Origin of the sequence: Staphylococcus sp. GDY8P126P (genome assembly GCF_017891965.1) — a bacterium.
Lineage (GTDB): Bacteria > Bacillota > Bacilli > Staphylococcales > Staphylococcaceae > Staphylococcus > Staphylococcus saprophyticus.
Genome location: NZ_JAESKG010000019.1, coordinates 30,960 through 57,254 on the forward strand (window position 1 = coordinate 30,960; position 26,295 = coordinate 57,254).

Genomic DNA, 26,295 nt, shown 5'->3' on the forward strand with positions numbered 1-26,295 from the left:
TGATGTGAAAAAGCATATGGGAGATGAATACCTCTAGTTGACACGGTGATTCGTTTTACAATGAGATGACAGTTATTTCCTTATGTGAAAGAGTCTTAATTTTTGGGTATTCATATATTGTAGTGATTTTGTAATTTGCTGATGCCGTGGGGAAATAGTATGAGTGAGAGACTATAGATTTGAACCAGATTTTAAGCAAATATGGACGGTCTAAATAGTGAGATTTTAAATATAAAGAGGAGCCTGAAACATCTATTTATGTCTCAGACTCCTCTTATTTTGAGAATGGGGGGATTTATATCTCAAATTTTTAATTTTCAGTGACGATAATGGGTATTACTAATGTCTGATAATATAATCAAAAGCATTTAATGCTGCATTAGCACCTGCGCCCATTGAAATAATAATTTGTTTATTGCGATCATCAGTGACATCGCCTGCCGCAAATATACCTGGGATACTTGTCGCATTCGTGCGGTCTACTTTAATTTCTTTGGCATCATTTAGTTCTACATAATTGTTTAACCACTCTGTATTAGGTAGTAATCCAATTTGTACAAAGATACCTTCTAATTCTAGCGTATGTTCCTCGCCTTGTGCCTTATCCTGATATTTAATACCAGTCACTGCATCGTCTCCAAGTACTTCGGTTGTTTGAGCATTTTTAATAACTGTTACATTAGGTAGACTGTTTAAACGTTCCTGTAAAATATTGTCTGCTTTAAGGTTTGCGTTACGTTCAAGTAATGTAACATGTTCAACGATGCCAGCTAAGTCGATTGCAGCTTCGACGCCTGAATTTCCGCCACCTATAACAGCGACATTTTTATTTTCAAATAACGGGCCGTCACAGTGTGGACAGAATGCAACACCTTTATTGATTAATGCTTCTTCACCTGGGACTTCTAGTTTACGCCAACGCGCACCTGTTGAAATAATAACCGTCTTACTCGTCAATTGAGCACCATTATCTAATGTTACGACAATACCGTCATCCGTTTTTTCAATATCACTGGCACGAATACCTGTCATGACATCGACATCATATTGTTTAATATGATCTTCTAATGCAGATGAGAATTTAGGCCCATCTGTTTCTTTAACAGTGACAAAGTTCTCAATGGTAGCTGTATCGTTAACTTGACCACCGATACGGTCTGCGACGATACCAGTACGTAAACCTTTACGTGCAGTGTAGACTGCAGCGCTACCACTTGCAGGACCACCACCGACAATTAATACGTCGTATGGTGCTTTATCGTTAAATTCAGCTGGGTCTGCTTGACTACCAAGATTTGCTAAAATATCTTGGATCGTCATGCGTCCATTACCAAATTCTTCGCCATCTAAGAAAATAGCGGGTACTGCCATAATATTTTCAGATTCTTCTCTGAAAATAGAGCCATCTATCATTGTATGAGAAATATTTGGATTTAATAAACTCATCAAGTTTAATGCTTGAACTACGTCGGGACATTTTTGACACGTTAAGCTAATATACGTTTCAAAATGTAGTGGACGATCGATTGCTTTAATTTGATCTATAATGGCTTGTTCTTCTTTTGGTGGACGACCACTTACTTGTAACAAAGCAAGAACTAGAGAATTAAATTCATGACCCATTGGTAAACCAGCAAAAGTAATGCCTGATGTTTCATTAGGTTTATCTACTGAAAAGCTTGGTGTACGTTTCAAGTCAGATGCTTCTATAGTAATGTGATCGGACGCGACAGATACTTCATCTAAAAGTTCTTTCAGTTCTTTAGATTTATCATCTGAACCAAGGCTCGCTTTTAGAACTACGTCGCCTTCCATCAATTGAAGTAATTGTTGTAATTGTGATTTAAGCTGATCATTTAGCATTTAAATCAATGCCTCCTTAGATTTTACCTACTAAGTCAAGACCAGGTTGTAATGTTTCTGAACCTTCTTCCCATTTTGCTGGGCAAACTTCGCCTGGGTGTTGACGTACATATTGTGCTGCTTTGATTTTGTGTACTAATGTGCTAGCATCACGGCCGATACCGTCAGCGTTAACTTCTGCTGCTTGTACAACGCCATCTGGATCTACGATAAACGTACCACGTTGTGCAAGTCCTAGTTCTTCATCTAATACATCAAAATTGCGTGTGATTGTTTGAGAAGGGTCACCAATCATAGTGTATTGAATTTTACTAATTGCATCTGAATGATCATGCCAAGCTTTGTGTACGAAGTGTGTATCTGTTGATACAGAATATACGTTGACACCTAATTCTTGTAATTTATCATATTGACCTTGTAAGTCTTCTAATTCAGTAGGGCATACGAATGAAAAGTCTGCTGGGTAGAAGCAAACAACACTCCATGAACCTTTTAAGTTTTCATCTGAAACTTCGAAGAATTCATCCTTTTGTGGATCGTATGCGTTAGCTGTAAATGGTAAAATTTCTTTATTTATTAATGACATAAAAATATCCTCCTATTTAATAATGTATTTTCAATTAGAATTAAGTAAGGGTAGATTTTTCTGTTTCTTAATTATAATAATTCTAATCTTCGTATTCTATTATTGCATTTCCCTCATTATTCGTCAACACAGAAGAATTTTGAGAAAACGCTTAAAAAAACCACTTTGACTCTGTGTTTTAGTATACAATAAAAATGTATTTTTACATTAAAATCGAGCGTTATACTTTATAAAATAACGCTGTATAAATAATAAATATCCTTTAAATTCTCAACTAAAACATGAAAATGAGAAGAAAGGCTATTTAAAAAAAGTATATTATTATTGGGTGCTGATTAAATTCATATAGATGAATATTTACGTGCTTATGGTCTGTTCATATTTTATAAGCTATATAACAATCAATGATTTCATTGTTTAGACGGATAGCAGACTGTCCTGAGCGGTGTTATTCAATTTGTTAAATAAAAGAACGCAACATTAAATCATGCCCGCGATCGGGAAGAATAGCCACCAGTGTCCAGCTAAAAATTCCCAACCATTCATGCCTCTTTTTTGATGATGATACGATACAGGATCTTGATATGTTTCAATGATTGTTTTTTTAAACTGTTTGTCGCCTTTGATTAGTTCGTCTAAAGAGATATCAAACAAATCACTCATTTTAATGAGCATATCAATACTTGGATAAACTTTGTTTAATTCCCATTTTGAAATACTTTGCCTTGAAATATTCAATATCTCTGCAAGTTCGTCTTGAGACCAGTGTTTTTGTTCGCGTTTTTCTTTTATTTTTGATCCGATTTCCATAATAATCACTCCCTTTACGAATAATTTAATATAGAGCCTTTAATGCGTCACGCACTAAATCATATATTTTAAAGCAACCTAAAGGTGCATCTGTGATTTGAAAGTATTTCATAAAAAAATATAGAAAAATTATGTATAACATATCGCAATTATTGATTGAATGATTTTAATTATATTAAACCCATTGATTGGATTTGTACCGTGATATAAAATAATTTAACTATTAATAAACCATGCATGGTGCGATTTTTTTTAATGATACGATTAATCTGTATTGCAATAAGTAAGTTATTTACCTCTAAGTCTTTTAATAGTAATGAAAACGGGTAAACATAATGTAAACAAAGCAGTCGCTGTTTTGTTATGCTATGAGTAACTTTATGTAAAGAGGAACGGTTAACATTGTCTGAGCATGTATACAACTTATTGAAGAATCATCATTCGGTTAGAAAATTTAAAAAGGAACCAATATCAGAAGCGCATATAAAACAACTGGTAGAAGCTGGTCAAAGTGCATCAACTTCAAGTTATTTACAAGCCTATTCAATTATTGGTATCAATGATCCAAAAATTAAGGAAGAATTGAAAGAAGTATCTGGGCAACCTTATGTTGTTGAAAATGGCTATTTATTTGTTTTTGTAATGGATTATTATAGACATTCCATTATCAATGAGGAATCTAAACATGATATGCAAACATCATTTGAATCTGCTGAAGGATTACTTGTAGGCACTATTGATGCGACATTAGTAGCTCAAAATATTGCAGCGACAGCTGAAGATATGGGCTATGGCATGGTGTATTTAGGATCATTAAGAAACGATGTGGAAAGAGTAAGAGAAATTTTAGAATTACCTAAACATACTTTCCCACTTTTTGGTATGGCATTAGGTATTCCAGAAGATGATGAAAATGGTAGCCCTAAACCAAGATTGCCATTTGAACATGTATTTCATGCTAATAAATATGATAGTGATAAAGATAGCCAACGTGAAGCATTAAAAGCATATGATCAAACAGTGAGTGACTATTATAGTTCACGTACAAATGGCGAACGTACTGAATCATGGTCTAATCAAGTTGCTAACTTTATGAGCGCGAAGCAACGACTAGATATGTTAGAACAACTGAATAAATCAGGATTTATTAAAAAATAATTCATTGAAAAACTAAGATTTACTTATAATAATTTCAATATTTTTAATATCCTGAGATAACTCGAAAGGGGGGGATCAAGTTGAATATGTTTGATAAGATTTTTAGAAAAAAACCAGATGCTTCGGAGTCTCAGAATAAAAATGAAAACTATATTTATTCATCAAATAGTAAACTCACGCCCGATGAAGCCCAACACTATTGGGAAAAGATGGCTCAAAAATTAATTGTCGGTGTTATTAATTCAGTAGATTATACGGCAGAACGCATCTTCATCTTGATCTCCTTTGATGAAAAAGACCCTACGATTGATATATTCTTCCAAATGAATGGACAGTTAAGAATGTGGAATGATTTAGATAATGAAGCGCACAAAAAGGTCATTTCAAATAGTATCGTTACTCAGGCGCCTAATATGGTTAAACAAATAAACTGTATATATAATAGTGTGGATATGACGAGACTCGCGTATTCTCAAGTTCAATATGAATTTGAAAGTAAAGCGTGGTATCTTCACGACATTACCGAAGACAGTATAGAAGCACAATTAGAGAAAGCACCAGCATTTCTAAAGTGGTTTGATGATGTGTCAAAATCAATCGATACACTGTCGCTCGATGGAAAACACAAAATCACGTGGGGACCTTTTAAACCAGAGTATTAGATGTAATTAGTGATATTAAATAAGCGGTTGATAAAAATATAAAAAAGGTTGGAACACAACGTTCAACTATCTCTTTTGAGACAGTGAAACGAGCAGTATGTGTTCCAACCTTTTTCCATTTACTTGAATTATGACTAAACTTGCTACTCGAATTTAGTGATTAATTCAAATATATTAGTTTGTAATCTCGGCATATTCATTGTCGTTATAAGTGTCTTTGTCTAGGTTGTTTGTTAATTTTGCTGTACCTGTACCTGCAAGCATAGAGTCATTAACATTCAATGCTGTACGACCCATATCAATTAATGGTTCAACAGAGATTAAGACACCTGCAAGTGCGACTGGTAAGTTTAATGTAGATAATACAATAATGGATGCAAATGTTGCACCGCCACCTACACCAGCGACACCAAATGAACTGATAATAACGACACCGATGACAGATAATATAAATTGTAAGTTAACTTCTACACCAGCTGCTGGCGCTACCATAACAGCAAGCATTGCTGGGTAAATACCCGCACAACCATTTTGACCGATTGATAAACCGAATGAAGCAGAGAAGTTAGCGATACCATCAGGGACACCTAAACGGTTCTTCTGAGTTTGCACATTCAGTGGTAATGATCCTGCACTTGAACGAGAAGTGAAGGCAAACATAAGCACTTCGCCAGTTTTCTTAACAAATGTGACAGGGTTGAGACCTAAACCTGAAACAATGATTAGGTGAATAATATACATAACAATGAGTGCTGCGTAAGATGCAATCACGAACTTACCTAATGTCCAAATAGCACCAAAATCACTTGTCGCAATGGTAGATGTCATAATTGCTAAAATACCATAAGGTGTTAAACGTAAAACAAATGTCACGATTGCCATTACTAAATTATATAATGCATCGATACCACGTTTAAGTAAGTGTCCACTTTCAGGTTGTTTACGCATAACACGTAAAAATGCAAAACCGATAAATGCTGCGAAAATAACGACCGCAATTGTTGACGTTGTACGTTGACCAGTGAAATCTAAGAATGGATTACTTGGTAATAATTCTAAGATTTGTTGTGGTAATGTATTAGCGGCCATATCTTTTGCTTGGCTTGCGATTTCACTACCTCTTGAACTTTCGGCACTGCCTAAGTCAATAGATGAAGCATCTAGTCCGAATACGAGTGCTGAAATAATACCAATGATTGCTGCAATAGCAACGGTACCAATTAAGAAAATAAAAATATAAATTCCGATCTTAGCGAATTTGTCCCCAATTTTAATTTTAGTAAATGCTGAAACGATTGAAATGAAAATAAGTGGCATTACAATCATTTGTAATAATGCAATGTAGCCATCACCAACGATGCTAAACCAATCCATGGACTGTTTAGTTACTTGTGAATCCACGCCGTAAATTAAATGAATAACGACACCAAAAACAATCCCTAACCCTAAGGCAGAGAATACACGTTTAGGAAATGAAACATGTCTTTTAGCCATTACATATAATCCAACGAGGAAGGCCACAAAAATAATAATGTTAAGAATAGTTAATAACATAAAAAAAGACCTACACTTTCTTAATAATAATTTTTTGAAATCCGATACGTATACTAAGGATATTAGCAATTTCAATAATATTCAAGTCTATGACTCAAGAAATTCATGAATTTTAAATGACTTTATTTTCTGATAATTTAAAGGTAGCAAAACGATGATTTCACCGTTTAGAAAATGAAATAAAAAAACGAATCCTAAATCACATTTCTGTGATCTAGAATTCGTTTAGTTTGATAGTTAATTAGCACCATTTATTAAAATAGTTTATAGATTGAATAGGCGTGCGAAGAAACCTTTACGTTCTTCTTTTGGTGTGTCATTTGCAACTGATGAAGACTGCGCATGTGTATCTTCAGTTGGCTGCGTTTGTGTGTTCGGTTTCGTTATTTCTTCATTAATAGATGAATTATCAGTAGATGATGTAGAAGTTTCATCTGTTTTGTCATCTGCTTTGACTTGTTCAGCAGAAGCCATTTCTTTTTCAGTAGCTGATGTTGAAGCATCTGTATCAGCTGTTGTCGTTTCAGTTGGTTGCTCGCTGATTTGAGTGATTTCAGATTCTTCAGTCGCAACTTGCGCAGAGGATTTATCAGTTGGGTTAGAAGCAGTTGCATCAGCTACAGTTTCAGAAGTTGTAGAAGTAACTTTATCATCAGATTTTTCGTCATTGCTCGCACTCTCAGTTGAATGTTCTGTTAGCGCGTCGCTGTTATTCGTTGTTGTATTAGCAGTGCTAACATGTTCAGTTTCAACATTTGATTTAGCTAACTCAGATTGTTCTTTTTGAGAATCTTGGATAACGCTCTGTGTCGTTTTGATTTCATCTGTTGACGTTTGAATCGCTTTTAGAGATTCTGTATTTGCGTCTAATTTTGTAGTGATTTGGTTCTGCATTTCGTGTAATTCCTGTTGTTGTTGATGTACTTGGTTAATCATTTGACCAAGCATATGACGTTCATCACGCATTTTTTGAATTTCCGAACGTAAATCTTCAACAAGTTTAGAAACATTTTGATCTGTAGGTAAATGATTACCGTCATCTTTGACTAATACTTGTAAGAAGTCTTTTTCTTTTTCTAATTCTTCAAAAGCTAAATCATAACTATTTGTTTGTTTAACTTTATCGGCGATATCTTGGAATAGTTCGATATCCTCTTCTTGGAAATCTGTAGCTTCACGGCCACGGTATTCTGTTTTACTAAGTTGGTAACCGCGTTCTTCTAAATGCTGAACGATTTTACGGACTTGTTTTTCACTTAGCTCCACGCGTTGTGCAAATTCTTTGGTTAACATAGAAATAAGTCCTTTCATTAATTAATTTATGTATACCGACGTTTGTCTTCGGTCAGTGAAACGTCAGTCTTACCTCTATGCTAGTTTAAACTGTTTTAACAGTGATTTCAAGTGGTGATAACTATCGTTTGCGTAATTCCATTTGTTCAAGTAGCGGATAAATAACACTTCGAGAAATTCTGTTTGCAAAAACATACTTGAGAATATAATTTGATTTCACGCTTGGTCCATAGATATCTTTTGTTAATTCAATATTTGACTTTATAAATAAATCCATAGCTTCGCCGCTCGCATAATCTTGGATATTAGGGGCTAAATAATCAATTTCATATTGTTTTTCAAAACCATGTTCATATAAAAATTGGCGTCTGTTATCCATGATTTGAACTACATCTTCAGAAATGTCTTCGGGTTCTTTAGGCACTTCCAACATAATGAAATTGACATCATGTGCATGCAGTTGATTCGACAGAGTGTTTATTTCTTTTTGAATACGTTCAAGCGTTTTTGTTATAATTTCATCATGCTCGGGTTTATCTTTAGCAATTAAATAAATTAAAAAAGATGAATTTGTCGTAGCTTCATAATGCGCTGTGGCTAAACTCACTACTTCATCTGATTCAATGCCTACTAAAAAGATATAATCATCTTTTGTACGTTCGTTTCTTAAGGACTGTTTAAAAATTTGTTCGTCTTCAGATAGACCGATATCAAATTTAGCATCATATAACTTCAATGCGGATTTAAATAACGGATCATCGATTGATGTTATTGTCTTAAACTCCATAGGTACACCCCCAAATTATTGCGTTCATTATAACATAATAGAGAAAATATGAATCGAATTGCAATTTAATTTAATTTGCAGTTAAACATAAAAAGGGTCGAGACATCAATATGTGTGTCTCGACCGACTAAATTATAAGGGCGTTATTTGTTTACGTTAGTACGACTTATACAAATGTTGTAGTACTAATCAAACAGTATCTCAGTACTTAATTTAACGTCACAGATGCGTCTCAAAATGGTTTTGGTGAAATGAGAGTTTAAGCTAACGCCTCCAGTACCATCTTTGATTTACGTATAACGTTTGGATTATGATTTTGGTCCGTTTGTTTCTTCGGAGTAATGGCTATTACTTTTAGTTTGGTTCGTTTCGAAAGCAACGTTGGCTTTGTCGGCTTCTAGGTGTGAAGTCGTATCCTTTTTAGCAACAACGAGATAATTATCGTTTAATATTTCTTTCTTATAGCGTTCTAATTCTTCTTCAGGTAGCTTGTAGTGAGCCAATACGGCTTCTTCACCGTCTTCGCCAGTTAAAATTTTAGCCATCTTATCACTGAACGAACCACTTGTAGCAGTTAGATTGACTTCAGAATCATGTAACGCATCAATGTGTAATTTTGTTTTACTAATTACGGTCATTTCTGATTCTTTATAACCCTCTGATAGTTTAGATTTTATTGCATCGATAAGATCTTCTTTGTTTTGTACAATAGTGAATTCTGACATTTAGTGTTCCTCCGTTCATTATTATATGAATTATTTTGTGTTTACCCTTAAGTTATTATATAAAACGAATACAATTACATTATATAATGAACTTACACAACTGACAAACGACATTTCATGCATATGTGAACGTTTTCTGAAAAAATATAAAAAAGAAGTAAAAGCTTTTGTGAAGCGTTTACAATCAATAGGTGTATTGAAAATATTGCCAAAATTTGCTATCATCAGTTAATAATTTATCTAACTCATATAATCTGAAGGATACGGCTTTAGAAGTTTCTACCATGTTGCCATTAACAACATGACTATGGGTAAACAATACAATACACTAGCGATTCAAATTGAGAAGTTATGAAAAGTTGTGAAAGAAACTAGACTTTTTAAAGTGCTCATACATACAAGCTTTGTTCATTAAGAATACTTTTCTTACATAGTTAAAGGGAAATGAATGTAAAAAAATTAATTTTAAGGACATATATTGTAATTGAAACGATGCTGCTTTGGTATTGCACGTTCACTCATAGATCCTGAAACTAAGTTAGTTTAGGATTTTTTTGTACACAAAATGAGGAGGTTTTTTCGAGTGGATTTGTTGAAGCAGAAAGTTGAAGCAGATGGTGTTGTGATTGATGAAAAGATATTGAAAGTTGATGGTTTTTTAAATCATCAAATAGACGCAAGTTTAATGCACGACGTGGGACAAACATTTTATGAGCAATTTAAAGATGAAGGTATTACGAAGATATTAACGATAGAAGCTTCAGGTATTGCACCAGCAATTATGGCCGCTATGCACTTCGACGTACCTTGTCTTTTTGCTAAAAAAGCGAAGCCGAGTACATTGAAAAAAGGTGTTTATCAAGCAGAGATTCATTCTTTCACAAAAAATACGACAAGTACCGTTGTCGTGTCTGATGAGTTTTTAGGTGAAAATGATCGCGTACTAATCATCGATGATTTCTTAGCCAATGGTGATGCTTCACTTGGGCTAAATGAAATTGTGAAACAAGCTAAGGCTACAACGGTAGGTATAGGTATTGTCGTAGAGAAAAGCTTTCAACCAGGCAGAGAACGTTTAGAAGAAGCTGGTTTAACCGTTTCATCTTTATGTAAAGTGGCATCATTAAGTGGTAATAAAGTGACGTTTGTAGGAGACGAAGCATGAAAACGTTCATCTTAAGCTTACAACATTTATTAGCGATGTATGCAGGTGCGATACTGGTTCCTATTATTGTAGGTACTAGCTTAGATTTCACGCCAGAACAAATCGCTTTTTTAGTAACAGTTGATATTTTCATGTGTGGTGTAGCAACCTTCTTACAAGTATGGAAAGGCACAGGAACAGGACTACCAATCGTATTAGGCTGTACATTTACAGCTGTGGCACCGATGATTTTAATTGGGCAAACAAAAGGTATTGGTGACTTATATGGTTCATTATTCTTATCGGGTATACTAGTAGTTCTTATCGCACCATTCTTTTCTTATTTAGTTAGGTTCTTTCCACCCGTAGTTACAGGAAGTGTCGTTACGATTATTGGTATCAATTTGATGCCAGTTGCGATGAACTACTTAGCAGGCGGTGAAGGTGATAAACATTACGGTGATCCTAAAAATATCATCTTAGGTGTCGTTACGCTGATCATCATTTTAATTGTACAGCGTTTTACTGCTGGATTTCTAAAATCTATTGCCATACTTATTGGACTGATTGTTGGCACAGTATTAGCTGCACTCTTTGGTATCGTGGATGTTAATCAAGTTGGCACAGCACATTGGTTCTCTTTACCACAACCATTTAGGTTCTCAACGTTTAGCTTTGACTTAGGTGCAACGCTCGTATTCTTTATTGTCGCATTAGTCAGCTTAATAGAATCAACTGGTGTATATCACGCATTGAGTGAAATTACAGGTAAAAAATTGGAACGTAAAGATTTCCGAAAAGGTTATACAGCAGAAGGTATTGCTATCATTTTAGGGTCAATCTTTAATGCGTTTCCGTATACCGCTTATTCACAGAATGTTGGGTTAGTGTCATTATCTGGTGCGAAAAAGAATAAAGTTATCTATGGCATGGTCATCTTGTTAATCATTTGTGGTTGTATTCCTAAATTGGGTGCACTTGCTAATATGATTCCTCTACCAGTATTAGGTGGAGCGATGATAGCAATGTTTGGCATGGTCATGGCATATGGTGTTAGTATATTAGGTAATATTAATTTTAAGAATCAAAATAATTTATTGATTATTGCTGTATCAGTTGGACTAGGAACGGGTATAAGTGCAGTACCGCAAGCGTTCAAAGCTTTGGGTGAGCAATTTGCATGGTTAACACAAAACGGTATTGTTCTTGGCGCAATTTCAGCAATTATTTTGAATTTCTTTTTTAATGGTATAAAACAGCAACAAGATACGGAAGTTATGAAATAATGATGTTATCAAACAAATATTAGGAGGCTGTAAGCGTATGTGGGAAAATAAATTTGAAAAAGAGTCTTTAACTTTTGACGATGTGTTACTGTTACCAGCAGAATCAGATGTGTTACCGAAAGAAGTGGATTTAAGTGTGCAATTATCAGAAGGTATTAAATTAAACATCCCTGTTATTTCAGCAGGTATGGACACAGTAACTGAATCAAAAATGGCAATCTCAATGGCACGACAAGGTGGACTTGGTGTTATTCATAAAAATATGAATATTGAAGATCAAGCTGATGAAGTACAAAAAGTAAAACGTTCAGAAAATGGCGTTATTTCAAATCCATTCTTTTTAACTCCAGAAGAAAGTGTTTTTGAAGCAGAAGCATTAATGGGTAAATATCGTATTTCAGGTGTGCCAATTGTGAATAATAAAGAAGACAGACAATTTGTCGGTATTATTACTAACCGTGATTTACGCTTTATTGAAGACTTCTCAATTAAAATTTCTGATGTGATGACAAAAGAGCAACTCGTTACAGCTCCAGTTGGTACGACATTAGATGAAGCAGAAAAGTTATTACAACAACATAAAATAGAAAAACTTCCATTAGTTAAAGAAGGTCGTTTAGAAGGTCTGATTACAATTAAAGATATTGAAAAAGTACTAGAATTCCCTAATTCTGCAAAAGATGAACACGGCCGCTTATTAGTTGGTGCTGCTATCGGTATTGCTAAAGATACAGACATCCGTGCTCAAAAATTAGTAGAAGCTGGTGTAGATGCATTAGTTATTGATACAGCTCATGGTCACTCTAAAGGTGTATTAGAGCAAGTTAAACATATTAAAGAAACATTCCCACAAGTTACATTAATCGCAGGTAACGTAGCTACAGCCGAAGGTACAAAAGCGTTATATGAAGCGGGTGCTGATGTAGTGAAAGTTGGTATTGGTCCTGGTTCTATTTGTACAACACGTGTCGTTGCTGGTGTTGGTGTACCGCAAATTACAGCAGTTTATGACTGTGCAACAGAAGCGCGCAAACATGGTAAAGCAATTATTGCTGATGGCGGGATTAAATTCTCTGGAGACATCATCAAAGCATTAGCGGCTGGTGGCCATGCAGTTATGTTAGGTAGTCTACTTGCTGGTACTGAAGAAAGCCCAGGGGCTACAGAAGTATTCCAAGGCAGACAGTACAAAGTATATAGAGGTATGGGCTCATTAGGCGCAATGGAAAGCGGCTCAAACGACCGTTATTTCCAAGAAGATAAAGCACCTAAAAAATTCGTGCCAGAAGGTATCGAAGGTCGTATTGCATATAAAGGTTCATTACAAGATACAATTTATCAACTTATGGGCGGTGTAAGATCTGGTATGGGTTATACAGGTTCTAGAAACTTAGAAGCATTAAGAGAAGAAGCACAATTTACGCGCATGGGACCTGCTGGACTAGCAGAAAGTCATCCACATGACGTTCAAATTACAAAAGAATCACCAAATTATTCATTCTAAGTTAAAAGGAGATAAAAAAGATATGGAAATGGCGAAAGAGCAAGAGCTCATACTTGTTTTAGACTTTGGTAGCCAATACAACCAATTAATTACACGACGCATTCGTGAAATGGGTGTATATAGTGAATTACATGACCACGAGATTAGCATGGAAGAAATTAAACGTTTAAATCCTAAAGGGATTATCCTTTCTGGTGGTCCTAACTCAGTTTATGAAGAAGATTCATTCACAATTGACCCAGAAATTTATAACTTGGGAGTACCTATTTTAGGTATTTGTTATGGTATGCAACTAACTACAAAACTTTTAGGTGGAAAAGTAGAGCGTGCCAATGAACGTGAATATGGTAAAGCCATTATTAATGCGAAGACTGATGAGTTATTCTTTGGTTTACCAGAAGAACAAAATGTTTGGATGAGCCACTCAGATAAAGTGATCGAAATTCCAGAAGGTTTCGAAGTGATTGCTGATAGCCCAAGTACCAACTATGCAGCAATTGAAGATAAATCTCGTCGCATCTATGGTGTGCAATTCCACCCAGAAGTACGTCACACAGAATACGGAAACGATTTACTTCGTAACTTTGTACGTCGTGTATGTGACTGTACAGGTGAATGGTCAATGGAAAACTTCATTGAGATTGAAATTGAAAAAATTCGTAATCAAGTTGGCGACCGTAAAGTCCTATGTGCGATGAGTGGTGGCGTTGACTCATCTGTAGTAGCTGTATTGTTACACAAAGCGATTGGCGACCAACTGACGTGTATCTTTGTAGACCATGGTTTATTACGTAAAGGCGAAGGCGACATGGTTATGGAACAATTTGGTGAAGGTTTCAACATGAATATTATTCGTGTCGATGCACAAGAACGATTCATGAGCAAATTACAAGGTGTTTCTGATCCAGAACAAAAACGTAAAATCATCGGTAATGAATTCATCTATGTATTTGATGATGAAGCATCTAAATTAAAAGGTGTGGATTTCTTAGCACAAGGTACATTATATACAGACGTTATCGAATCTGGTACGAAGACAGCACAAACAATCAAATCACACCACAATGTGGGTGGTTTACCAGAAGACATGGAGTTCCAATTAATCGAACCCATCAATACACTGTTTAAAGATGAAGTGCGTGAATTAGGTATCGAGTTAGGTATTCCTGAACATTTAGTATGGAGACAGCCGTTCCCAGGTCCTGGATTAGGTATCCGTGTACTTGGTGAAATCACAGAAGACAAACTTGAAATTGTACGTGAATCAGACGCCATTTTAAGACAGGTCATCCGTGAGGAAGGTCTTGAACGTGAGATTTGGCAGTATTTCACAGTGTTACCTGGCATCCAATCTGTAGGTGTTATGGGAGACTACCGTACATACGATCACACGGTAGGCATCCGTGCTGTTACATCCATTGATGGTATGACAAGTGACTTTGCACGTATCGACTGGGAAGTCTTACAGAAGATTTCTAGTCGTATTGTAAATGAAGTGGACCACGTTAACCGCGTTGTCTATGACATTACATCTAAGCCACCAAGCACAATTGAGTGGGAATAATCGTATAGAATGAAGTAACCCCTTAGGCATAGGCTTAAGGGGTTGTTTTTATGGATTTGAAATTATAAAAACCAAATTAAAATTTTCTGACCACGTATATATTACAAAAGTCGCTATCTAGCTAAAATATCCTATGTAAATAAGTAGTGACACAAATGATATGCCAGCTAATACAAAGAAGAATGCTTCGACGTAGATGCGTAGTTTAGACATCGGTTCTACATTATAATGTTTTCTTTTATGATTATGGTGTTTGAGTGTTAATTTCATACCGATATAAGTATAAAGAATAACAAAAATAATTCCCAAGACAATCGCAATTGGTATTGGTAAATGTATGAATAGTCACCTTTTTTATCTAAGCGTAGTATAAAGATAATATGTTGTTAACAATACAATGAACATCTGTTTAAAAAGTGATTAAGTAAAATTGTTGAAAAATAACCATTAAAATAGCCGTTTTCAAAAAACTATTATGGATAGTTTTAATGTTGAGTGCAATGTAAACGGATTAGAAATATGTTATTGTAAACTTAATAATTTGATAAGAGGGGTTGGCTGCTGTTATGAAAAAGACTATTATTGCTACATTTGCCGTGAGTCTATCAGTTCTATTAGCAAGTTGTAATAACGAAGCTTCAGAAAATAACGAACCTAAAGAAAAAAGTGAAAATACAGATAACACGAGCAACTCAGATAAAGACAAATCGGAAAAGAACAAAGACAACAGCAAACAAAATGAACAAAAAACAGAGCAACAAAATACCAATACAAACAATGATGGACGTAATCAGTCTGCTCAAGACAAGAATGAAACAACTGATGAAGACGAAGGTGCTTTAAATCAATACAATAATGAAGAAATTGAGTATGCTCGCGTGTGGAATCAACTAGGACCACTGAAAAATAATATGGATGGTATGGATTCATTAAATGTAGAAAAATTGCCAAAAGGTTCTAAAGTAAATCCACAAGCTGAGGACAGTGCTGTCTTTAAAGAAGACGTTGTAAAATTAAAAGCTCCTATGGGTGTAGGTGGTTCAGTGACATATAGTAGCAATGGTGATGGGTCAATCAATGTATATAAAAATGTTCCATATGATTGGCGTGATTCAAGGACTGATGCAAATATGAAAGAAGCAACAACAAAAGCGATTGAAGAGAATGTTGAAACGGTCACGATTAATCAAGGGGATGACCAGACAATCGCAGATTTAGCTGAAAAAATTAAGTACAGCAATTAATTTAAAATCGCTTTAGATGGGGTATACAGTTTTGTTTGGAAAAGTATAAATTTTAATGAGGTATGGCAAGAAAGCTTAACCATTAAGGTTATTAATTCAACGCGAGTGATTAATTAATAGTAAGTGGGTGTTTATATGAGTATATTAAAAATGATATTATACGTGGCATTGCTCGTTTCATTTTGTATTTTAATGTTCCAATCCATCTATTTTGTACTTGTATTTTGGAAATTGAAAAATAAGAAAATTAGCGAATATGATTATGAGCAATATAAACAAAAATATGAAAAACCAATGTTTATCAACTTAGGAGTTTTAATGGCTGTAACAGCGTTATTTAACTCATTAGAATGATGTACTTGGTGATTTCATTGAATGAGTAAAAAGCGTCTTTTCGAAATTAAAAAGCGCTTTTTGATTCATAGATTACAAGTGTTAATCAGTAGTCTTGTATTTTTTCTTAACAAACAAATAGTTCAAAACCCCAAGTATAATCAAGGCAATTAAGACCGTGATTAGGGGGTACTTAGATATTAAATCAAAGTTTGTGTTTGACGGCCCTAAATACCTTGTGAGAATTGAAATGACTAAAAAATAAATGAACCAAGTGCAAGTTCTAGACAATGTTTCTAAAATGATTAAACGCTGTTTTTCACTGTAACGTGTCTTATCACGTTTATTACCAGTTGCTGCATCCGGTAAATAGTTAATGATAATCATTGACCAAATCATTGAAAATACAAAAATTGTGACGAAGAATAATGCTGTTTTCAATATAAATACTCCTAAATATTTTATAAATGAAATTTAACGTATTTATATATAAAGTGTCAAACTGTGCAAAGGCATCATAATGAAGTGCGTCAAGAATCATTCAAGATCTATTTGTTTATTCACTTGATTAAAGATAGCAGATTTTATATCATCTGCAATTGGTTTGAGTTCTGGTAAATAATTATTAGCAAAGCCAATGATAATTTTATGTTTGATATGAAGTGATAAGTCTCGTGGCATCTTGTCTTCTATTAAAACTAGTAAATTCTTATATGAGATAGCTTCTCCTTTATGCCTGCTCACATATTGTATGAATGCTAGAAATAGTTTGTCAAAGTATTCATGTTCGATATCTAGATCTAAAAATATGAGACTAATAGATTTAGTTTCAAACTGATTATCTCCCATTTCTGCTGCAAGTTCACTAATAGCTTGATAGAGTAATGTAAAACTTTCTTTGTTTTCTATCAAGATACCCCTCCTTAAATATTTATACACTATATTTTAAAAATAACATATATTCAAAAGTAATTTAAATAACATCAAACCAACCATGTATATCATGAAATGAGGTAGCATGATTTTACAAAATCACGTTTATATTTATTCAATATTAGGCATTTAAATAAACAAATAAGCCTGAATTTTGATGATTATTTTATTACTGTTCACAAATTTGTTCACAATTAAAAAATGACCTTTAAAATACTTATATATGCGCAAATAACCTTTGGTGACAGGGTTTATCAGTTTATAATCCCTTTCAAAATAATTTATAAATTCTTAATTGAATGTCTGCATAAAATTAAAAATCATAAATAATTTTAAAAGCATGTAAATTTAATATATGAGTGGAATTTTGTTTATGATAAAATATATTTTGTAGAAAACTAGCATTTGGACAATGTTAGGTTGAAAAAGGGGATGAACAAGAGTGAAAGTTATCAAAAAAATAAACTTACCGACACAAATTATCATAGCATTAGTGCTAGGGATAATTTTAGGAAGTATATTACATGGAAATAAAGATGTAATTAATTATATACAACCTTTTGGCGATGTATTTATAAATTTAATTAAAATGTTAGTCGTACCTATCGTATTCTGTTCTTTAGCGTTATCGATCTCAAATGTAGGGGATACAAAAACGATTGGACGTTACGGTGGTAAGACATTATTATACTTTGTTATTATGACAAGTTTCGCGATATTTATGGGCTTGATTTTTGGTAATTTATTCAAACCAGGTGTTGGACTAAATCCTGATTTGCTTCCAAAAGGTGATATTTCTAAATATGAATCAACTGCAAAAGCTGCAGAACAATCTACATATGGCAATCACTTGATCGATACAATTGTAAATATTATACCAACGAATATCTTCGAGGCATTTGCTTCTGGAGAATTATTACCAGTTATATTCTTCTCAGTATTTTTTGGTTTAGCATTAGCGGCAATTGGACAAAAAGCACAACCGGTTAAAGACTTTTTAGGCGGTGCACTAGAAGCAGTATTCTGGATGATTGGAAAAGTATTATTATTAGCACCAATTGCAGTATTTGCATTTATTACTACAACGATTATTACTTTCGGATTATCTGCATTAATTCCATTGTTCAAATTGTGTTTAACTGTGGTAATTGCAATGCTATTCTTTATTTTCATTGTATTAGGCATTGTTTCAAGAGTTTGTGGTGTAAGAATTACACAAGTTATCAAACTATTAAAGAACGATTTAATGTTGGCATTCTCGACTGCAAGTTCAGAAGCAGTATTACCTACAGTAATGAAAAAAATGGAGCGTTTTGGTGTGCCGAGAGATATTGCATCTTTCGTACTACCAACCGGCTATTCATTTAACCTTGATGGTGCGGCCATGTACCAATCTATTGCGGCGCTATTTGTTGCTCAATTATATGGTGTTGATTTAAGTATTGGTGAACAGATCTTATTAATGATTACATTAATGTTAACGTCTAAAGGTATGGCGGGTGTACCAGGAGCCTCAATCGTAGTATTACTAACTACATTAGGATCTGTAGGATTAAATCCACAAGGTTTAGCATTGATTATCGGTGTAGATAGAATACTTGAAATGCTTAGAACATGTGTAAACGTATTAGGAAACTCAGTAGCTACAATCTTTATCGCTAAAACAGAAGGTGTTTATGATAAAAAACAAGGCGAAGAGTATCTGAAAACAATTTAACAAAATAATAAATCTACAAGCACGCCTTATAAATAAAAATAAGGTGTGCTTTTTTCTGTAAAAAATGGATGATATACTGCAATTATTAAACTCATTTTAAATAGGGTATACAATTAAAACGTTTATAAATTGGAGGAAGATAAAATAAGTAATATAAGAGGTATTAACCATATTGGCATGACAGTGCCTAATATTGAAGTAGCATTTAAATTTTTGAAAGATGCCTTTGATGCGAAATATGCATATGATGGCTTAACTTACGATGATGAACCTAGAAAAGGTCCAGAAGTAGAGCGCATGTTAGGCCTATCTAAGGGGTCTGCTATTGTTAAACAACGTATGATTGTGATTGGCAATGGTCCGAATATTGAGATGTTTGAGATAGAAAGTGACGATAAAAGGGAACCACTTGAGTTGGAAGATAATGGGTATCATCATATTTCGTTATTTGTCGACGATATGGATCGTGCAATTCAACAAGCTGTTGATGCAGGAGCGAGCCCTTTATCTGAGAAACATGATAACTCTAGATATGAAGACAGTGAAGGTAGCAGTAGTGTATATTTAAAATCGCCATGGCATAGTCTGATAGAGTTACAATCAATTCCAAATGGTTATTATTATCCTGAGGATAGTGAAAGTAATGTATTTATTCCATAATTTCGAGTTATTGTATGTACTTAAGCACTGAATTTTATACTTTTAATTAAAAAAGGTATGAACCAAAAGTAAATAAAAACCAGTAGACATCGTCACATTTAGAAAAAACATGAAACGAAACTGTTCCCCTGTCATTGTTTCAGTGCGATGTTTTTCAGCTTTTTTATTAACCTTCTGTCGTGTAGAAATGGTGTTGTTCCAAGAACTGATACTGACGAAAAGTATACCTAAAAGGATTTTTAATAGTAAGTTGATTTTCGACACACCTTCCAGCATTTAATAACTTAAATAATATATGTTATTAAAAGTTATATTATGTTACTTTGTAAATAAGATAACATGCTGTTTTAAAATTGAAAAATGTTAAAATGAATGTCCTTGTACTGTAATAAGTGCGAGGATATTTTTAAATTAAGAAAACTAAAAGTATTAAATTAAGCACATAATTAAAATGATTTGGTATTGAGAAACATAATGTAACAACAATGAAAATGGAGTGGACTGAAATAATTATAGGGAGAGCAAATTAGTGAAACAAAAACTTAAGCATAACTTAAATAAATATGTAGAAAACGGTAAGTTAGAACAAGGCTTGTATAAAGTAAGTGATAAAATTAGAGACAAAAAAGGAAAAGATTATTCTAAGTATGTTAGCAAGATCATGAATTTTATAAGAAAAAAGTGTGATGATATAGGTTCTGGTTGTATCATTACAAATTAAACGAAAATAAATTGTGTAATTCGGAGTTAAAATACCACTATTTTATAGCTTATGTAATAATATGCAAAGCAAGTATAAATTAAACAATGGGGTGTCAGGATGACAACAATTTTTCCTTATTTGAATTTTGAAAATACAAAAGAAGCATTAGCATATTATGAAGAAGTATTTGGTGCTACAAATATTACAAGATTACCAGTTGGTAAAGATCAAGCAGCTCATTTTAATATGAGTGAAGCAGAAGCAGCTAATGCGACAATGCATGCGCAATTTGATATTGCTGGTACTACAGTGCTTGCATCTGATTCATTTGGTAGAGCAGAAAGAATTAACAATGGTATTTCATTATTAATAGACTATGATATTAATAATGAAGATGACACAAGAGAAGTTGAAGCGTTATATCGTCGTGTTAAAGAAGCGGTAGATGTTGAAATGCCTTTAGAAGAACAATTCTGGGGTGGTAAAATGGGCGTATTTACGGATAAGTACAATGTACGTTGGATGTTACACGGTCAGGATTATACAAAAATCAACAAATAGCGCTCAGGCGGTTACGGATTAAACTTAAGAAAGTGTGGACTTATAGATTAAGTTGCCTTTCTTTTTATATTGTGAACTCATAAATCATAAAAATTGTCTTGATCTTTAAATTAACTGAGAACAATGCATGAATCGTGTGAAAATTAAGTCGGTCAATACAATATAATGACGAGAATGATTAAATAATAAAAGTTATTTTCAATTAGGGGTGTACAAACGCAGAAGTAAACGCTATAATAGGTATTAAGTAATTTAGTTCGTGAAATTGATTTGTAGTTTTATTCTTTTGAATTTACTCCTTTTGATTTTTTAAGACAGATTACAAATATTCGTGCAAAAGCACATTATGGAGGAATTTAATATGAATAACGGTACAGTTAAATGGTTTAATGCAGAAAAAGGTTTTGGTTTCATCGAAGTTGAAGGTGGAAACGACGTATTCGTACACTTCTCAGCAATCGCTCAAGAAGGCTACAAATCATTAGAAGAAGGACAAGCTGTTGAATTCGAAATCGTTGAAGGCGACCGCGGTCCTCAAGCAGCTAACGTTGTTAAACTATAATAACGGCTAAAAGACGAGTATAACTCGTCTTTTTTTTATGCCCAAAATACAAATATTGAATAATTAACCCCTTCATGTAGTGAAAACATATGAAGGGGTTTTTGCTTTTTATGAAGTTATTTCAAACTGCTTAAGCTCCCTGTTTCTTAAGTAGATAAATAAAATATTTATCATACAGGCCAGTATGCCAATAAAGATAACAAAATTCGATCCTAAACTTGCAATAAATATGCCGCCAAAAAATGTACCTATGGTTGTACCAGAATTCACAGCAGATAGAAAAATACCATTTGATAAATCAGGTGCATCGGGCGCAACTGAGATAATGACATATTGTGTAATATTTGCTGAAATACCTGCGAGTATACCCCAAAGTACTGAAGTCATCATCATTGGAATTAAAAATAAGCCAATACCAAACATGGCCACATAAATAATTATCAATGAAAAAGGTAAAAGAAAAATTGCTTTTTTGGGAATCGTTGTTAGTAGCTTACCTGCAATGACATTGCCTAAAATATTAGAGGCACCATATAAAAAGAGAATAATAGATACTGCATGACTTGGCGCGTTAGTTACAATATTTAAAAAATCGGTCAAATAACTATAGACACCAAAAACTGCAGCATTAAACAATATAGATACAATAATGGATAGCCAAGTTAAAGGGCGTTTAAGTACACGTAACTGTGTTCCATATGTTACTGCTTTTTTAGCGGGCATTTTAGGTATAAAGATTATAGTGAGAATCAATACAATCATATTAATTAATGCGAAAAATGCTAACGCAGCATATAAATTGAATTGATTTGCCAAGAAATTAACGATAGGCACACCCACGACCATGCCAGCAGAGACACCAATAAATACTCTAGCTACTGCTTTTGGAGCATCTTTTGAATTAACGGAATCAGAAGCAACAGAAAATGCTAACGCAATGTATACAGGATGAAATATGGCCGGGATGATTCTTGCAATGAGTAATATGCTGAAGCTTGTTGTGAATAATGAGACAATGTTACTGATAATAAAGATAACAAGTACAGCAATCATTACTTTTTTACGTTCTATTTTTGAAAGTAATAAAGGCATAATAGGTCCAGATATCGCAATGCCTATAGCAAAAACGGAAACTAACCAACCAGCAGTAGATGTACTTACATTAAAATGTTCAGCAATCTGAGGGATTAATCCAATAAACCCCATTTCAGTATTTAATATACCGAAGACGCCAATAGTTAAGATGAATATGATTAATTTATTTCTTTTCATCATTTGTCCCTCCCAAACTTTAATAATTTTAGTTTAGGCGGTAGAATGAGATATGACAAATACTTATTTTAAAGTTTTAGTTATGCTTATTTTGAATAACTCAAAGGAGATGCCTTATGGAACTAAAGACACTTCAATATTTTGTGAGAATAGCGAGGGAAGAAAGTATTACGCGTGCTGCGAATGCGTTACATATCACGCAACCAACATTATCTAGACAAATAAAAGAATTAGAGAAAGAGCTAAATGTGAAACTTTTTAAAAGAAGTAATCATAATATTCAACTAACGGATGAAGGACAACTATTAAAAAATAGAGCTGAAGAATTACTTGAAATGTCTAATAAAATACAAGAAGAATTCAAAGTAATTGATAGGAGTATTAAAGGTAGTGTGTATATAGGATGTGGTGAAACAAAAGGTATGGAAGTTATCGCAAATATTTTTAAGGATATTCACAATGAACACCCTAATATTCAATTTCATATTTATAGTGGTAATGCGGACGATATCGCAAATAGGCTTGATAAGGGATTATTAGATTTTGGAATTCTGATTCAACCAGTAAGTTTAAATAAATATAAGACATTGTATTTACCTACTTCAGATCATTGGGGTGTTGTGGTTAAAAAAGGTGATCCATTGTCACAAAATAAATATATTACTAATAAGTATCTAGTAGATAAACCATTAATATGTTCAAGACATGTATTAGATACAACATTGGATAAAAATGATTTTGCAGAATGGTTTGGTACACAATTTGACGATTTAAATATCGTTAGTACTTTTAATTTGGCTTACAATGCTGGGTGGATGGTAAAGGCTGGATTGGGTTATGCGATTACATTGGACAGTATTATTGATACGTCTACAGAAAGTGAACTTACTTTCATTCCATTGAAACCAAAATTAGTTTCGAAACATAATTTAGTATGGCGTAAGGATCATACATTTTCAAAAGCGGCACAATTATTTTTAGACAAAGCCAAAGCAACATGTCAGTAAATACATCATAGACCAAATCAAATGAATCCCCTCACATTACTGATGTGAGGGGATTTTTTATATTAAATTTCACGGCTATTGATTGTTTCTTTTTTAGTGCGAATCATTAAGGTTAAGACGAAACCGATGATCATTAAAATTGCCGTGAAGGCAAATGCAGCATTGATACCAAGCACTGTAGCATGTTGCATGATTTCTGTTTTACTTTGCGAACCACTAACATGTTCAGTGTAATTAGATCTAACAATCGTTAATATTGTAATCATAACTGCTGTACCAATAGCGCCTGCAATGATTCTTAAAGAATTAATAATGGCAGTGCCGTGGGAAATATTTTTTGCTTCTAATGCGTTAATACCAATCGTATTTAACGGCATAATAATGAGTGCTACTGCAAACATTCTGATAGCGTAAATAATGACAACATACCAATAAGGTGTGTCTGTAGTTAAGAAACAATGTAAAATTGTCATAATAATTAATATGATGAATCCAGGTACGGCTAATATTTTCAAACCATATTTATCATAAATTTTGCCGGTATAAACGGACATAAATGCATTGACAATGGCTCCGGGCAAGATGACGAGTCCGGATAAGATAGCCGACAATCCTAGACCAGTTTGAATATACATGGGTATTAATAAAGCCGGACCTACGATACCGATAAATAGTACCATAGATGCGAATGCAGATAGTGAAAAGGTTCTATTTGCAAATACACGCATATTTAATAATGGGTTATCGATTCTAATTTGTCTCATGACAAAGATACCTACGATGATAATACCAAGTATTAATGAAATGATAACAATGGGTGAAGAGAAACCAAGATTACCGGCACTACTAAAGCCGTAAAGCATTAATCCAAAACCAAATGTTGAATATATTACAGACGTTTTATCTAGTTCTGTACGTTTTGTTTCGTTATTACTTTCGACAAATATAATACCAATAATAAAGGCAATGATAGCAATTGCTGCAACTACGATAAAAGGAGCTCTCCAACTAAAGTTGTCTATGAGAAATCCAGTTAATGTAGGGCCAATTGCAGGTGCTGATTGCGCAACAATTCCTGTAAGCCCCATGGCAAATCCTCGTTTTTCAGAAGGAAAGAGGGTGAAGACAGTGAATTGCATTAATGGTAGTAAAATACCTGCACCAATAGCCTGAATCACTCGAGCAAACATAAGTAAACCAAATGATGGTGAAAAAGCAGCTATAATGGAACCGATTAAGAATGCACTCATTGAAAAAATATAAAGTGATCTTGTATGAAACCGATCCATAAGGAATGCAGTCATAGGAATCATAATTCCGTTAACAAGCATGAATCCTGTAATGAGCCATTGAGCAGTTGTTTCAGTGATTTCAAGACCTGAAATAATGGCAGGAAGTGCAGTGTTGAGCAATGTTTGGTTGAGCATCGCGACAAAAGCACTGCTGAGCATAACTAAAATAATAGTGTTTCGTTTCTTATTTGATATTGTAATTTCCGACATTACGATTACCTCTCCTTTTATAACATCCCAACGATAAATTTTATGCCTTTTAAGTTAGCAAAGCAAACCATTAAGGTTAAAAATCTAATATTTTTTACAATTATTTTTTAAAAAATAAGGATGGTATCAAGTTGTTCGGAATATATTTAAAAGGATATAAAATATAACGGATTGGTAAGCGAAGCATGATAGGGCAATGGTTGTTGATGTATACTATAAAAAAATAGGGGAGGAAGTGTGCAATTATGAAAATAGAGGTTCAATCACATCAAAAGCAATGGGTAATGCAATTTGAAAATGAAAAGCAAAAAATCCTTTCGATATGGGGTGATGAAATTATTGAAATATATCATATTGGTAGTACGTCAGTTCCTGGCTTAAAGGGAAAGCCTATTATAGATATAATGCCTGTTGTACAAGATATAAATAAAATAGATCATTTTAATGAAGCAATGGCAGATATAGGTTATAAAGCATTAGGAGAAAATGGAATAACAGGGAGACGCTTTTTTAAAAAAGGAGAAAATCCTCGAACGCATCATGTGCATGCATTTCAACAAGAAAATCGTTACGAAATTAATCGTCATTTGGCAGTTAGAGACTATTTAAGAACAAATGTGGCAGTGGCACGTGCATATGGAGAATTAAAAGTAGCGTTAGCACAACAGTTTCCATATGATATAGAAGGATATTGTGACGGAAAAGATGCATTTGTAAAACGGATGGAAAGCCAAGCACTTGAATGGTATCTTAAATAAAAGTGTCTGTGATTCAAATTAATAGTAGTAAGTGTGTGTATAAAGCACATGAACCCTCTTAAGTGTTATCTGGACTAATGCGAGTGGTTAGAAATCTGTTCAGAGAA

At 33.8% G+C, this 26,295-nt stretch carries 27 protein-coding genes and 1 riboswitch; of the genes, 15 read left to right on the forward strand and 12 right to left on the reverse strand.

The window, feature by feature from the left end:
* Positions 1–339: 339 nt before the first annotated feature.
* The 3 genes from ahpF to KA893_RS12590 form a co-directional block, all read right to left on the reverse strand.
* Positions 340–1,863: an alkyl hydroperoxide reductase subunit F gene (gene ahpF, locus KA893_RS12580; protein WP_002484275.1), complete on the reverse strand. Its 1,524-nt coding sequence runs from the start codon at positions 1,861–1,863 to the stop codon at positions 340–342.
* A gap of 16 nt (positions 1,864–1,879) precedes the next feature.
* Positions 1,880–2,449, reverse strand: a complete 570-nt coding sequence (gene ahpC / locus KA893_RS12585; protein WP_002484274.1) for an alkyl hydroperoxide reductase subunit C — start codon at positions 2,447–2,449, stop codon at positions 1,880–1,882.
* A gap of 480 nt (positions 2,450–2,929) precedes the next feature.
* Positions 2,930–3,259 (reverse strand): helix-turn-helix domain-containing protein, encoded by a 330-nt coding sequence (locus KA893_RS12590; RefSeq protein WP_002484273.1) that lies wholly within the window; start codon positions 3,257–3,259, stop codon positions 2,930–2,932.
* A 402-nt stretch (positions 3,260–3,661) separates the two neighbouring features.
* Between KA893_RS12590 and nfsA the strand changes: the two genes are divergently transcribed.
* Positions 3,662–4,417, forward strand: coding sequence for an oxygen-insensitive NADPH nitroreductase (nfsA, locus tag KA893_RS12595; protein WP_037539133.1), 756 nt, complete (start codon positions 3,662–3,664; stop codon positions 4,415–4,417).
* A gap of 86 nt (positions 4,418–4,503) precedes the next feature.
* Positions 4,504–5,079, forward strand: a complete 576-nt coding sequence (locus tag KA893_RS12600; RefSeq protein ID WP_002484271.1) for a hypothetical protein — start codon at positions 4,504–4,506, stop codon at positions 5,077–5,079.
* Between the two features lie 174 nt (positions 5,080–5,253).
* On the opposite strand, the gene KA893_RS12605 is transcribed toward KA893_RS12600, so the two are convergent.
* From KA893_RS12605 to KA893_RS12620, 4 genes are all read right to left on the reverse strand, one after another.
* Positions 5,254–6,633, reverse strand: a complete 1,380-nt coding sequence (locus tag KA893_RS12605; RefSeq protein ID WP_037539132.1) for an L-cystine transporter — start codon at positions 6,631–6,633, stop codon at positions 5,254–5,256.
* A 264-nt stretch (positions 6,634–6,897) separates the two neighbouring features.
* A complete protein-coding gene (locus tag KA893_RS12610) occupies positions 6,898–7,926 on the reverse strand; it encodes a hypothetical protein (RefSeq protein WP_069821887.1) in 1,029 nt (342 codons plus the stop codon).
* Positions 7,927–8,047: 121 nt separating this feature from the next.
* On the reverse strand, positions 8,048–8,713 hold the full coding sequence (locus KA893_RS12615) for a hypothetical protein (RefSeq protein ID WP_002484268.1): 666 nt from the start codon (positions 8,711–8,713) through the stop codon (positions 8,048–8,050).
* A gap of 308 nt (positions 8,714–9,021) precedes the next feature.
* The gene (locus KA893_RS12620) at positions 9,022–9,438 is read right to left on the reverse strand and encodes a general stress protein (protein ID WP_069826205.1); all 417 of its coding nucleotides are present in this window, start codon (positions 9,436–9,438) and stop codon (positions 9,022–9,024) included.
* A 225-nt stretch (positions 9,439–9,663) separates the two neighbouring features.
* Positions 9,664–9,766, forward strand: a riboswitch (purine riboswitch).
* A gap of 255 nt (positions 9,767–10,021) precedes the next feature.
* On the opposite strand from KA893_RS12620, the gene xpt reads away from it, so the two are divergent.
* Genes xpt through guaA form a run of 4 tightly spaced genes read left to right on the forward strand, consistent with a single transcriptional unit; the run spans position 10,022 to position 14,936 of the window.
* Positions 10,022–10,603, forward strand: coding sequence for a xanthine phosphoribosyltransferase (gene xpt / locus KA893_RS12625; RefSeq protein WP_069826204.1), 582 nt, complete (start codon positions 10,022–10,024; stop codon positions 10,601–10,603).
* Complete coding sequence (pbuX, locus tag KA893_RS12630; protein ID WP_002484265.1) at positions 10,600–11,868, forward strand: xanthine permease PbuX; 1,269 nt, start codon at positions 10,600–10,602, stop codon at positions 11,866–11,868. The genes xpt and pbuX overlap by 4 nt, the downstream gene beginning before the upstream one ends.
* Before the next feature lie 37 nt (positions 11,869–11,905).
* A complete protein-coding gene (gene guaB, locus KA893_RS12635; RefSeq protein WP_002484264.1) occupies positions 11,906–13,372 on the forward strand; it encodes an IMP dehydrogenase in 1,467 nt (488 codons plus the stop codon).
* Positions 13,373–13,394: 22 nt separating this feature from the next.
* On the forward strand, positions 13,395–14,936 hold the full coding sequence (gene guaA, locus KA893_RS12640) for a glutamine-hydrolyzing GMP synthase (protein ID WP_002484263.1): 1,542 nt from the start codon (positions 13,395–13,397) through the stop codon (positions 14,934–14,936).
* Between the two features lie 117 nt (positions 14,937–15,053).
* On the opposite strand, the gene KA893_RS12645 is transcribed toward guaA, so the two are convergent.
* The gene (locus KA893_RS12645) at positions 15,054–15,206 is read right to left on the reverse strand and encodes a hypothetical protein (RefSeq protein WP_210125866.1); all 153 of its coding nucleotides are present in this window, start codon (positions 15,204–15,206) and stop codon (positions 15,054–15,056) included.
* 296 nt (positions 15,207–15,502) lie between these two features.
* Here KA893_RS12645 and KA893_RS12650 point away from each other — a divergent pair, with 296 nt between their 5' ends.
* Positions 15,503–16,180 (forward strand): hypothetical protein, encoded by a 678-nt coding sequence (locus KA893_RS12650; RefSeq protein ID WP_210125867.1) that lies wholly within the window; start codon positions 15,503–15,505, stop codon positions 16,178–16,180.
* A gap of 135 nt (positions 16,181–16,315) precedes the next feature.
* On the forward strand, positions 16,316–16,534 hold the full coding sequence (locus KA893_RS12655; RefSeq protein ID WP_069838241.1) for a hypothetical protein: 219 nt from the start codon (positions 16,316–16,318) through the stop codon (positions 16,532–16,534).
* 81 nt (positions 16,535–16,615) lie between these two features.
* Here the strand turns inward: KA893_RS12655 and KA893_RS12660 are convergent, their stop codons facing one another.
* Entirely contained in the window at positions 16,616–16,954 is a 339-nt protein-coding gene (locus tag KA893_RS12660) for a hypothetical protein (protein WP_041079848.1), read from the reverse strand.
* A 96-nt stretch (positions 16,955–17,050) separates the two neighbouring features.
* The gene (locus KA893_RS12665) at positions 17,051–17,425 is read right to left on the reverse strand and encodes a hypothetical protein (protein ID WP_069838240.1); all 375 of its coding nucleotides are present in this window, start codon (positions 17,423–17,425) and stop codon (positions 17,051–17,053) included.
* Positions 17,426–17,888: 463 nt separating this feature from the next.
* Between KA893_RS12665 and KA893_RS12670 the strand changes: the two genes are divergently transcribed.
* The 5 genes from KA893_RS12670 (at position 17,889) to cspD (ending at position 21,649) form a co-directional block, all read left to right on the forward strand.
* Entirely contained in the window at positions 17,889–19,163 is a 1,275-nt protein-coding gene (locus tag KA893_RS12670) for a dicarboxylate/amino acid:cation symporter (RefSeq protein WP_037539127.1), read from the forward strand.
* Between the two features lie 144 nt (positions 19,164–19,307).
* Complete coding sequence (locus KA893_RS12675; RefSeq protein ID WP_041079869.1) at positions 19,308–19,823, forward strand: VOC family protein; 516 nt, start codon at positions 19,308–19,310, stop codon at positions 19,821–19,823.
* A 529-nt stretch (positions 19,824–20,352) separates the two neighbouring features.
* Positions 20,353–20,544 carry a hypothetical protein gene (locus KA893_RS12680; protein WP_069826202.1) on the forward strand — a complete coding sequence of 64 codons (192 nt, stop codon included), beginning with the start codon at positions 20,353–20,355 and terminating at the stop codon, positions 20,542–20,544.
* 99 nt (positions 20,545–20,643) lie between these two features.
* Positions 20,644–21,087 (forward strand): VOC family protein, encoded by a 444-nt coding sequence (locus tag KA893_RS12685; protein WP_069826201.1) that lies wholly within the window; start codon positions 20,644–20,646, stop codon positions 21,085–21,087.
* A 361-nt stretch (positions 21,088–21,448) separates the two neighbouring features.
* A complete protein-coding gene (gene cspD / locus KA893_RS12690; RefSeq protein ID WP_011303913.1) occupies positions 21,449–21,649 on the forward strand; it encodes a cold-shock protein CspD in 201 nt (66 codons plus the stop codon).
* Between the two features lie 108 nt (positions 21,650–21,757).
* On the opposite strand, the gene KA893_RS12695 is transcribed toward cspD, so the two are convergent.
* On the reverse strand, positions 21,758–22,921 hold the full coding sequence (locus tag KA893_RS12695) for an MFS transporter (protein ID WP_194376075.1): 1,164 nt from the start codon (positions 22,919–22,921) through the stop codon (positions 21,758–21,760).
* 116 nt (positions 22,922–23,037) lie between these two features.
* On the opposite strand from KA893_RS12695, the gene KA893_RS12700 reads away from it, so the two are divergent.
* Entirely contained in the window at positions 23,038–23,928 is an 891-nt protein-coding gene (locus KA893_RS12700) for a LysR family transcriptional regulator (RefSeq protein ID WP_194376076.1), read from the forward strand.
* 62 nt (positions 23,929–23,990) lie between these two features.
* Here the strand turns inward: KA893_RS12700 and KA893_RS12705 are convergent, their stop codons facing one another.
* On the reverse strand, positions 23,991–25,430 hold the full coding sequence (locus tag KA893_RS12705; RefSeq protein ID WP_037539124.1) for an MDR family MFS transporter: 1,440 nt from the start codon (positions 25,428–25,430) through the stop codon (positions 23,991–23,993).
* A gap of 245 nt (positions 25,431–25,675) precedes the next feature.
* On the opposite strand from KA893_RS12705, the gene KA893_RS12710 reads away from it, so the two are divergent.
* Positions 25,676–26,188: a GrpB family protein gene (locus KA893_RS12710; protein WP_075339915.1), complete on the forward strand. Its 513-nt coding sequence runs from the start codon at positions 25,676–25,678 to the stop codon at positions 26,186–26,188.
* Positions 26,189–26,295: the final 107 nt, after the last annotated feature.

What these genes read in the sequence shown, in the direction of transcription:
- ahpF (WP_002484275.1), bottom strand. Translation starts at nt 1,863, where the DNA reads ATGCTAAATGATCAGCTTAAATCACAATTACAACAATTACTTCAATTG.
- ahpC (WP_002484274.1), bottom strand. Translation starts at nt 2,449, where the DNA reads ATGTCATTAATAAATAAAGAAATTTTACCATTTACAGCTAACGCATAC.
- KA893_RS12590 (WP_002484273.1), bottom strand. Translation starts at nt 3,259, where the DNA reads ATGGAAATCGGATCAAAAATAAAAGAAAAACGCGAACAAAAACACTGG.
- KA893_RS12600 (WP_002484271.1), top strand. Translation starts at nt 4,504, where the DNA reads ATGTTTGATAAGATTTTTAGAAAAAAACCAGATGCTTCGGAGTCTCAG.
- KA893_RS12605 (WP_037539132.1), bottom strand. Translation starts at nt 6,633, where the DNA reads ATGTTATTAACTATTCTTAACATTATTATTTTTGTGGCCTTCCTCGTT.
- KA893_RS12610 (WP_069821887.1), bottom strand. Translation starts at nt 7,926, where the DNA reads ATGTTAACCAAAGAATTTGCACAACGCGTGGAGCTAAGTGAAAAACAA.
- KA893_RS12615 (WP_002484268.1), bottom strand. Translation starts at nt 8,713, where the DNA reads ATGGAGTTTAAGACAATAACATCAATCGATGATCCGTTATTTAAATCC.
- KA893_RS12620 (WP_069826205.1), bottom strand. Translation starts at nt 9,438, where the DNA reads ATGTCAGAATTCACTATTGTACAAAACAAAGAAGATCTTATCGATGCA.
- pbuX (WP_002484265.1), top strand. Translation starts at nt 10,600, where the DNA reads ATGAAAACGTTCATCTTAAGCTTACAACATTTATTAGCGATGTATGCA.
- guaB (WP_002484264.1), top strand. Translation starts at nt 11,906, where the DNA reads ATGTGGGAAAATAAATTTGAAAAAGAGTCTTTAACTTTTGACGATGTG.
- guaA (WP_002484263.1), top strand. Translation starts at nt 13,395, where the DNA reads ATGGAAATGGCGAAAGAGCAAGAGCTCATACTTGTTTTAGACTTTGGT.
- KA893_RS12645 (WP_210125866.1), bottom strand. Translation starts at nt 15,206, where the DNA reads ATGAAATTAACACTCAAACACCATAATCATAAAAGAAAACATTATAAT.
- KA893_RS12650 (WP_210125867.1), top strand. Translation starts at nt 15,503, where the DNA reads ATGAAAAAGACTATTATTGCTACATTTGCCGTGAGTCTATCAGTTCTA.
- KA893_RS12655 (WP_069838241.1), top strand. Translation starts at nt 16,316, where the DNA reads ATGAGTATATTAAAAATGATATTATACGTGGCATTGCTCGTTTCATTT.
- KA893_RS12685 (WP_069826201.1), top strand. Translation starts at nt 20,644, where the DNA reads ATGACAACAATTTTTCCTTATTTGAATTTTGAAAATACAAAAGAAGCA.
- cspD (WP_011303913.1), top strand. Translation starts at nt 21,449, where the DNA reads ATGAATAACGGTACAGTTAAATGGTTTAATGCAGAAAAAGGTTTTGGT.
- KA893_RS12695 (WP_194376075.1), bottom strand. Translation starts at nt 22,921, where the DNA reads ATGAAAAGAAATAAATTAATCATATTCATCTTAACTATTGGCGTCTTC.
- KA893_RS12700 (WP_194376076.1), top strand. Translation starts at nt 23,038, where the DNA reads ATGGAACTAAAGACACTTCAATATTTTGTGAGAATAGCGAGGGAAGAA.
- KA893_RS12705 (WP_037539124.1), bottom strand. Translation starts at nt 25,430, where the DNA reads ATGTCGGAAATTACAATATCAAATAAGAAACGAAACACTATTATTTTA.
- KA893_RS12710 (WP_075339915.1), top strand. Translation starts at nt 25,676, where the DNA reads ATGAAAATAGAGGTTCAATCACATCAAAAGCAATGGGTAATGCAATTT.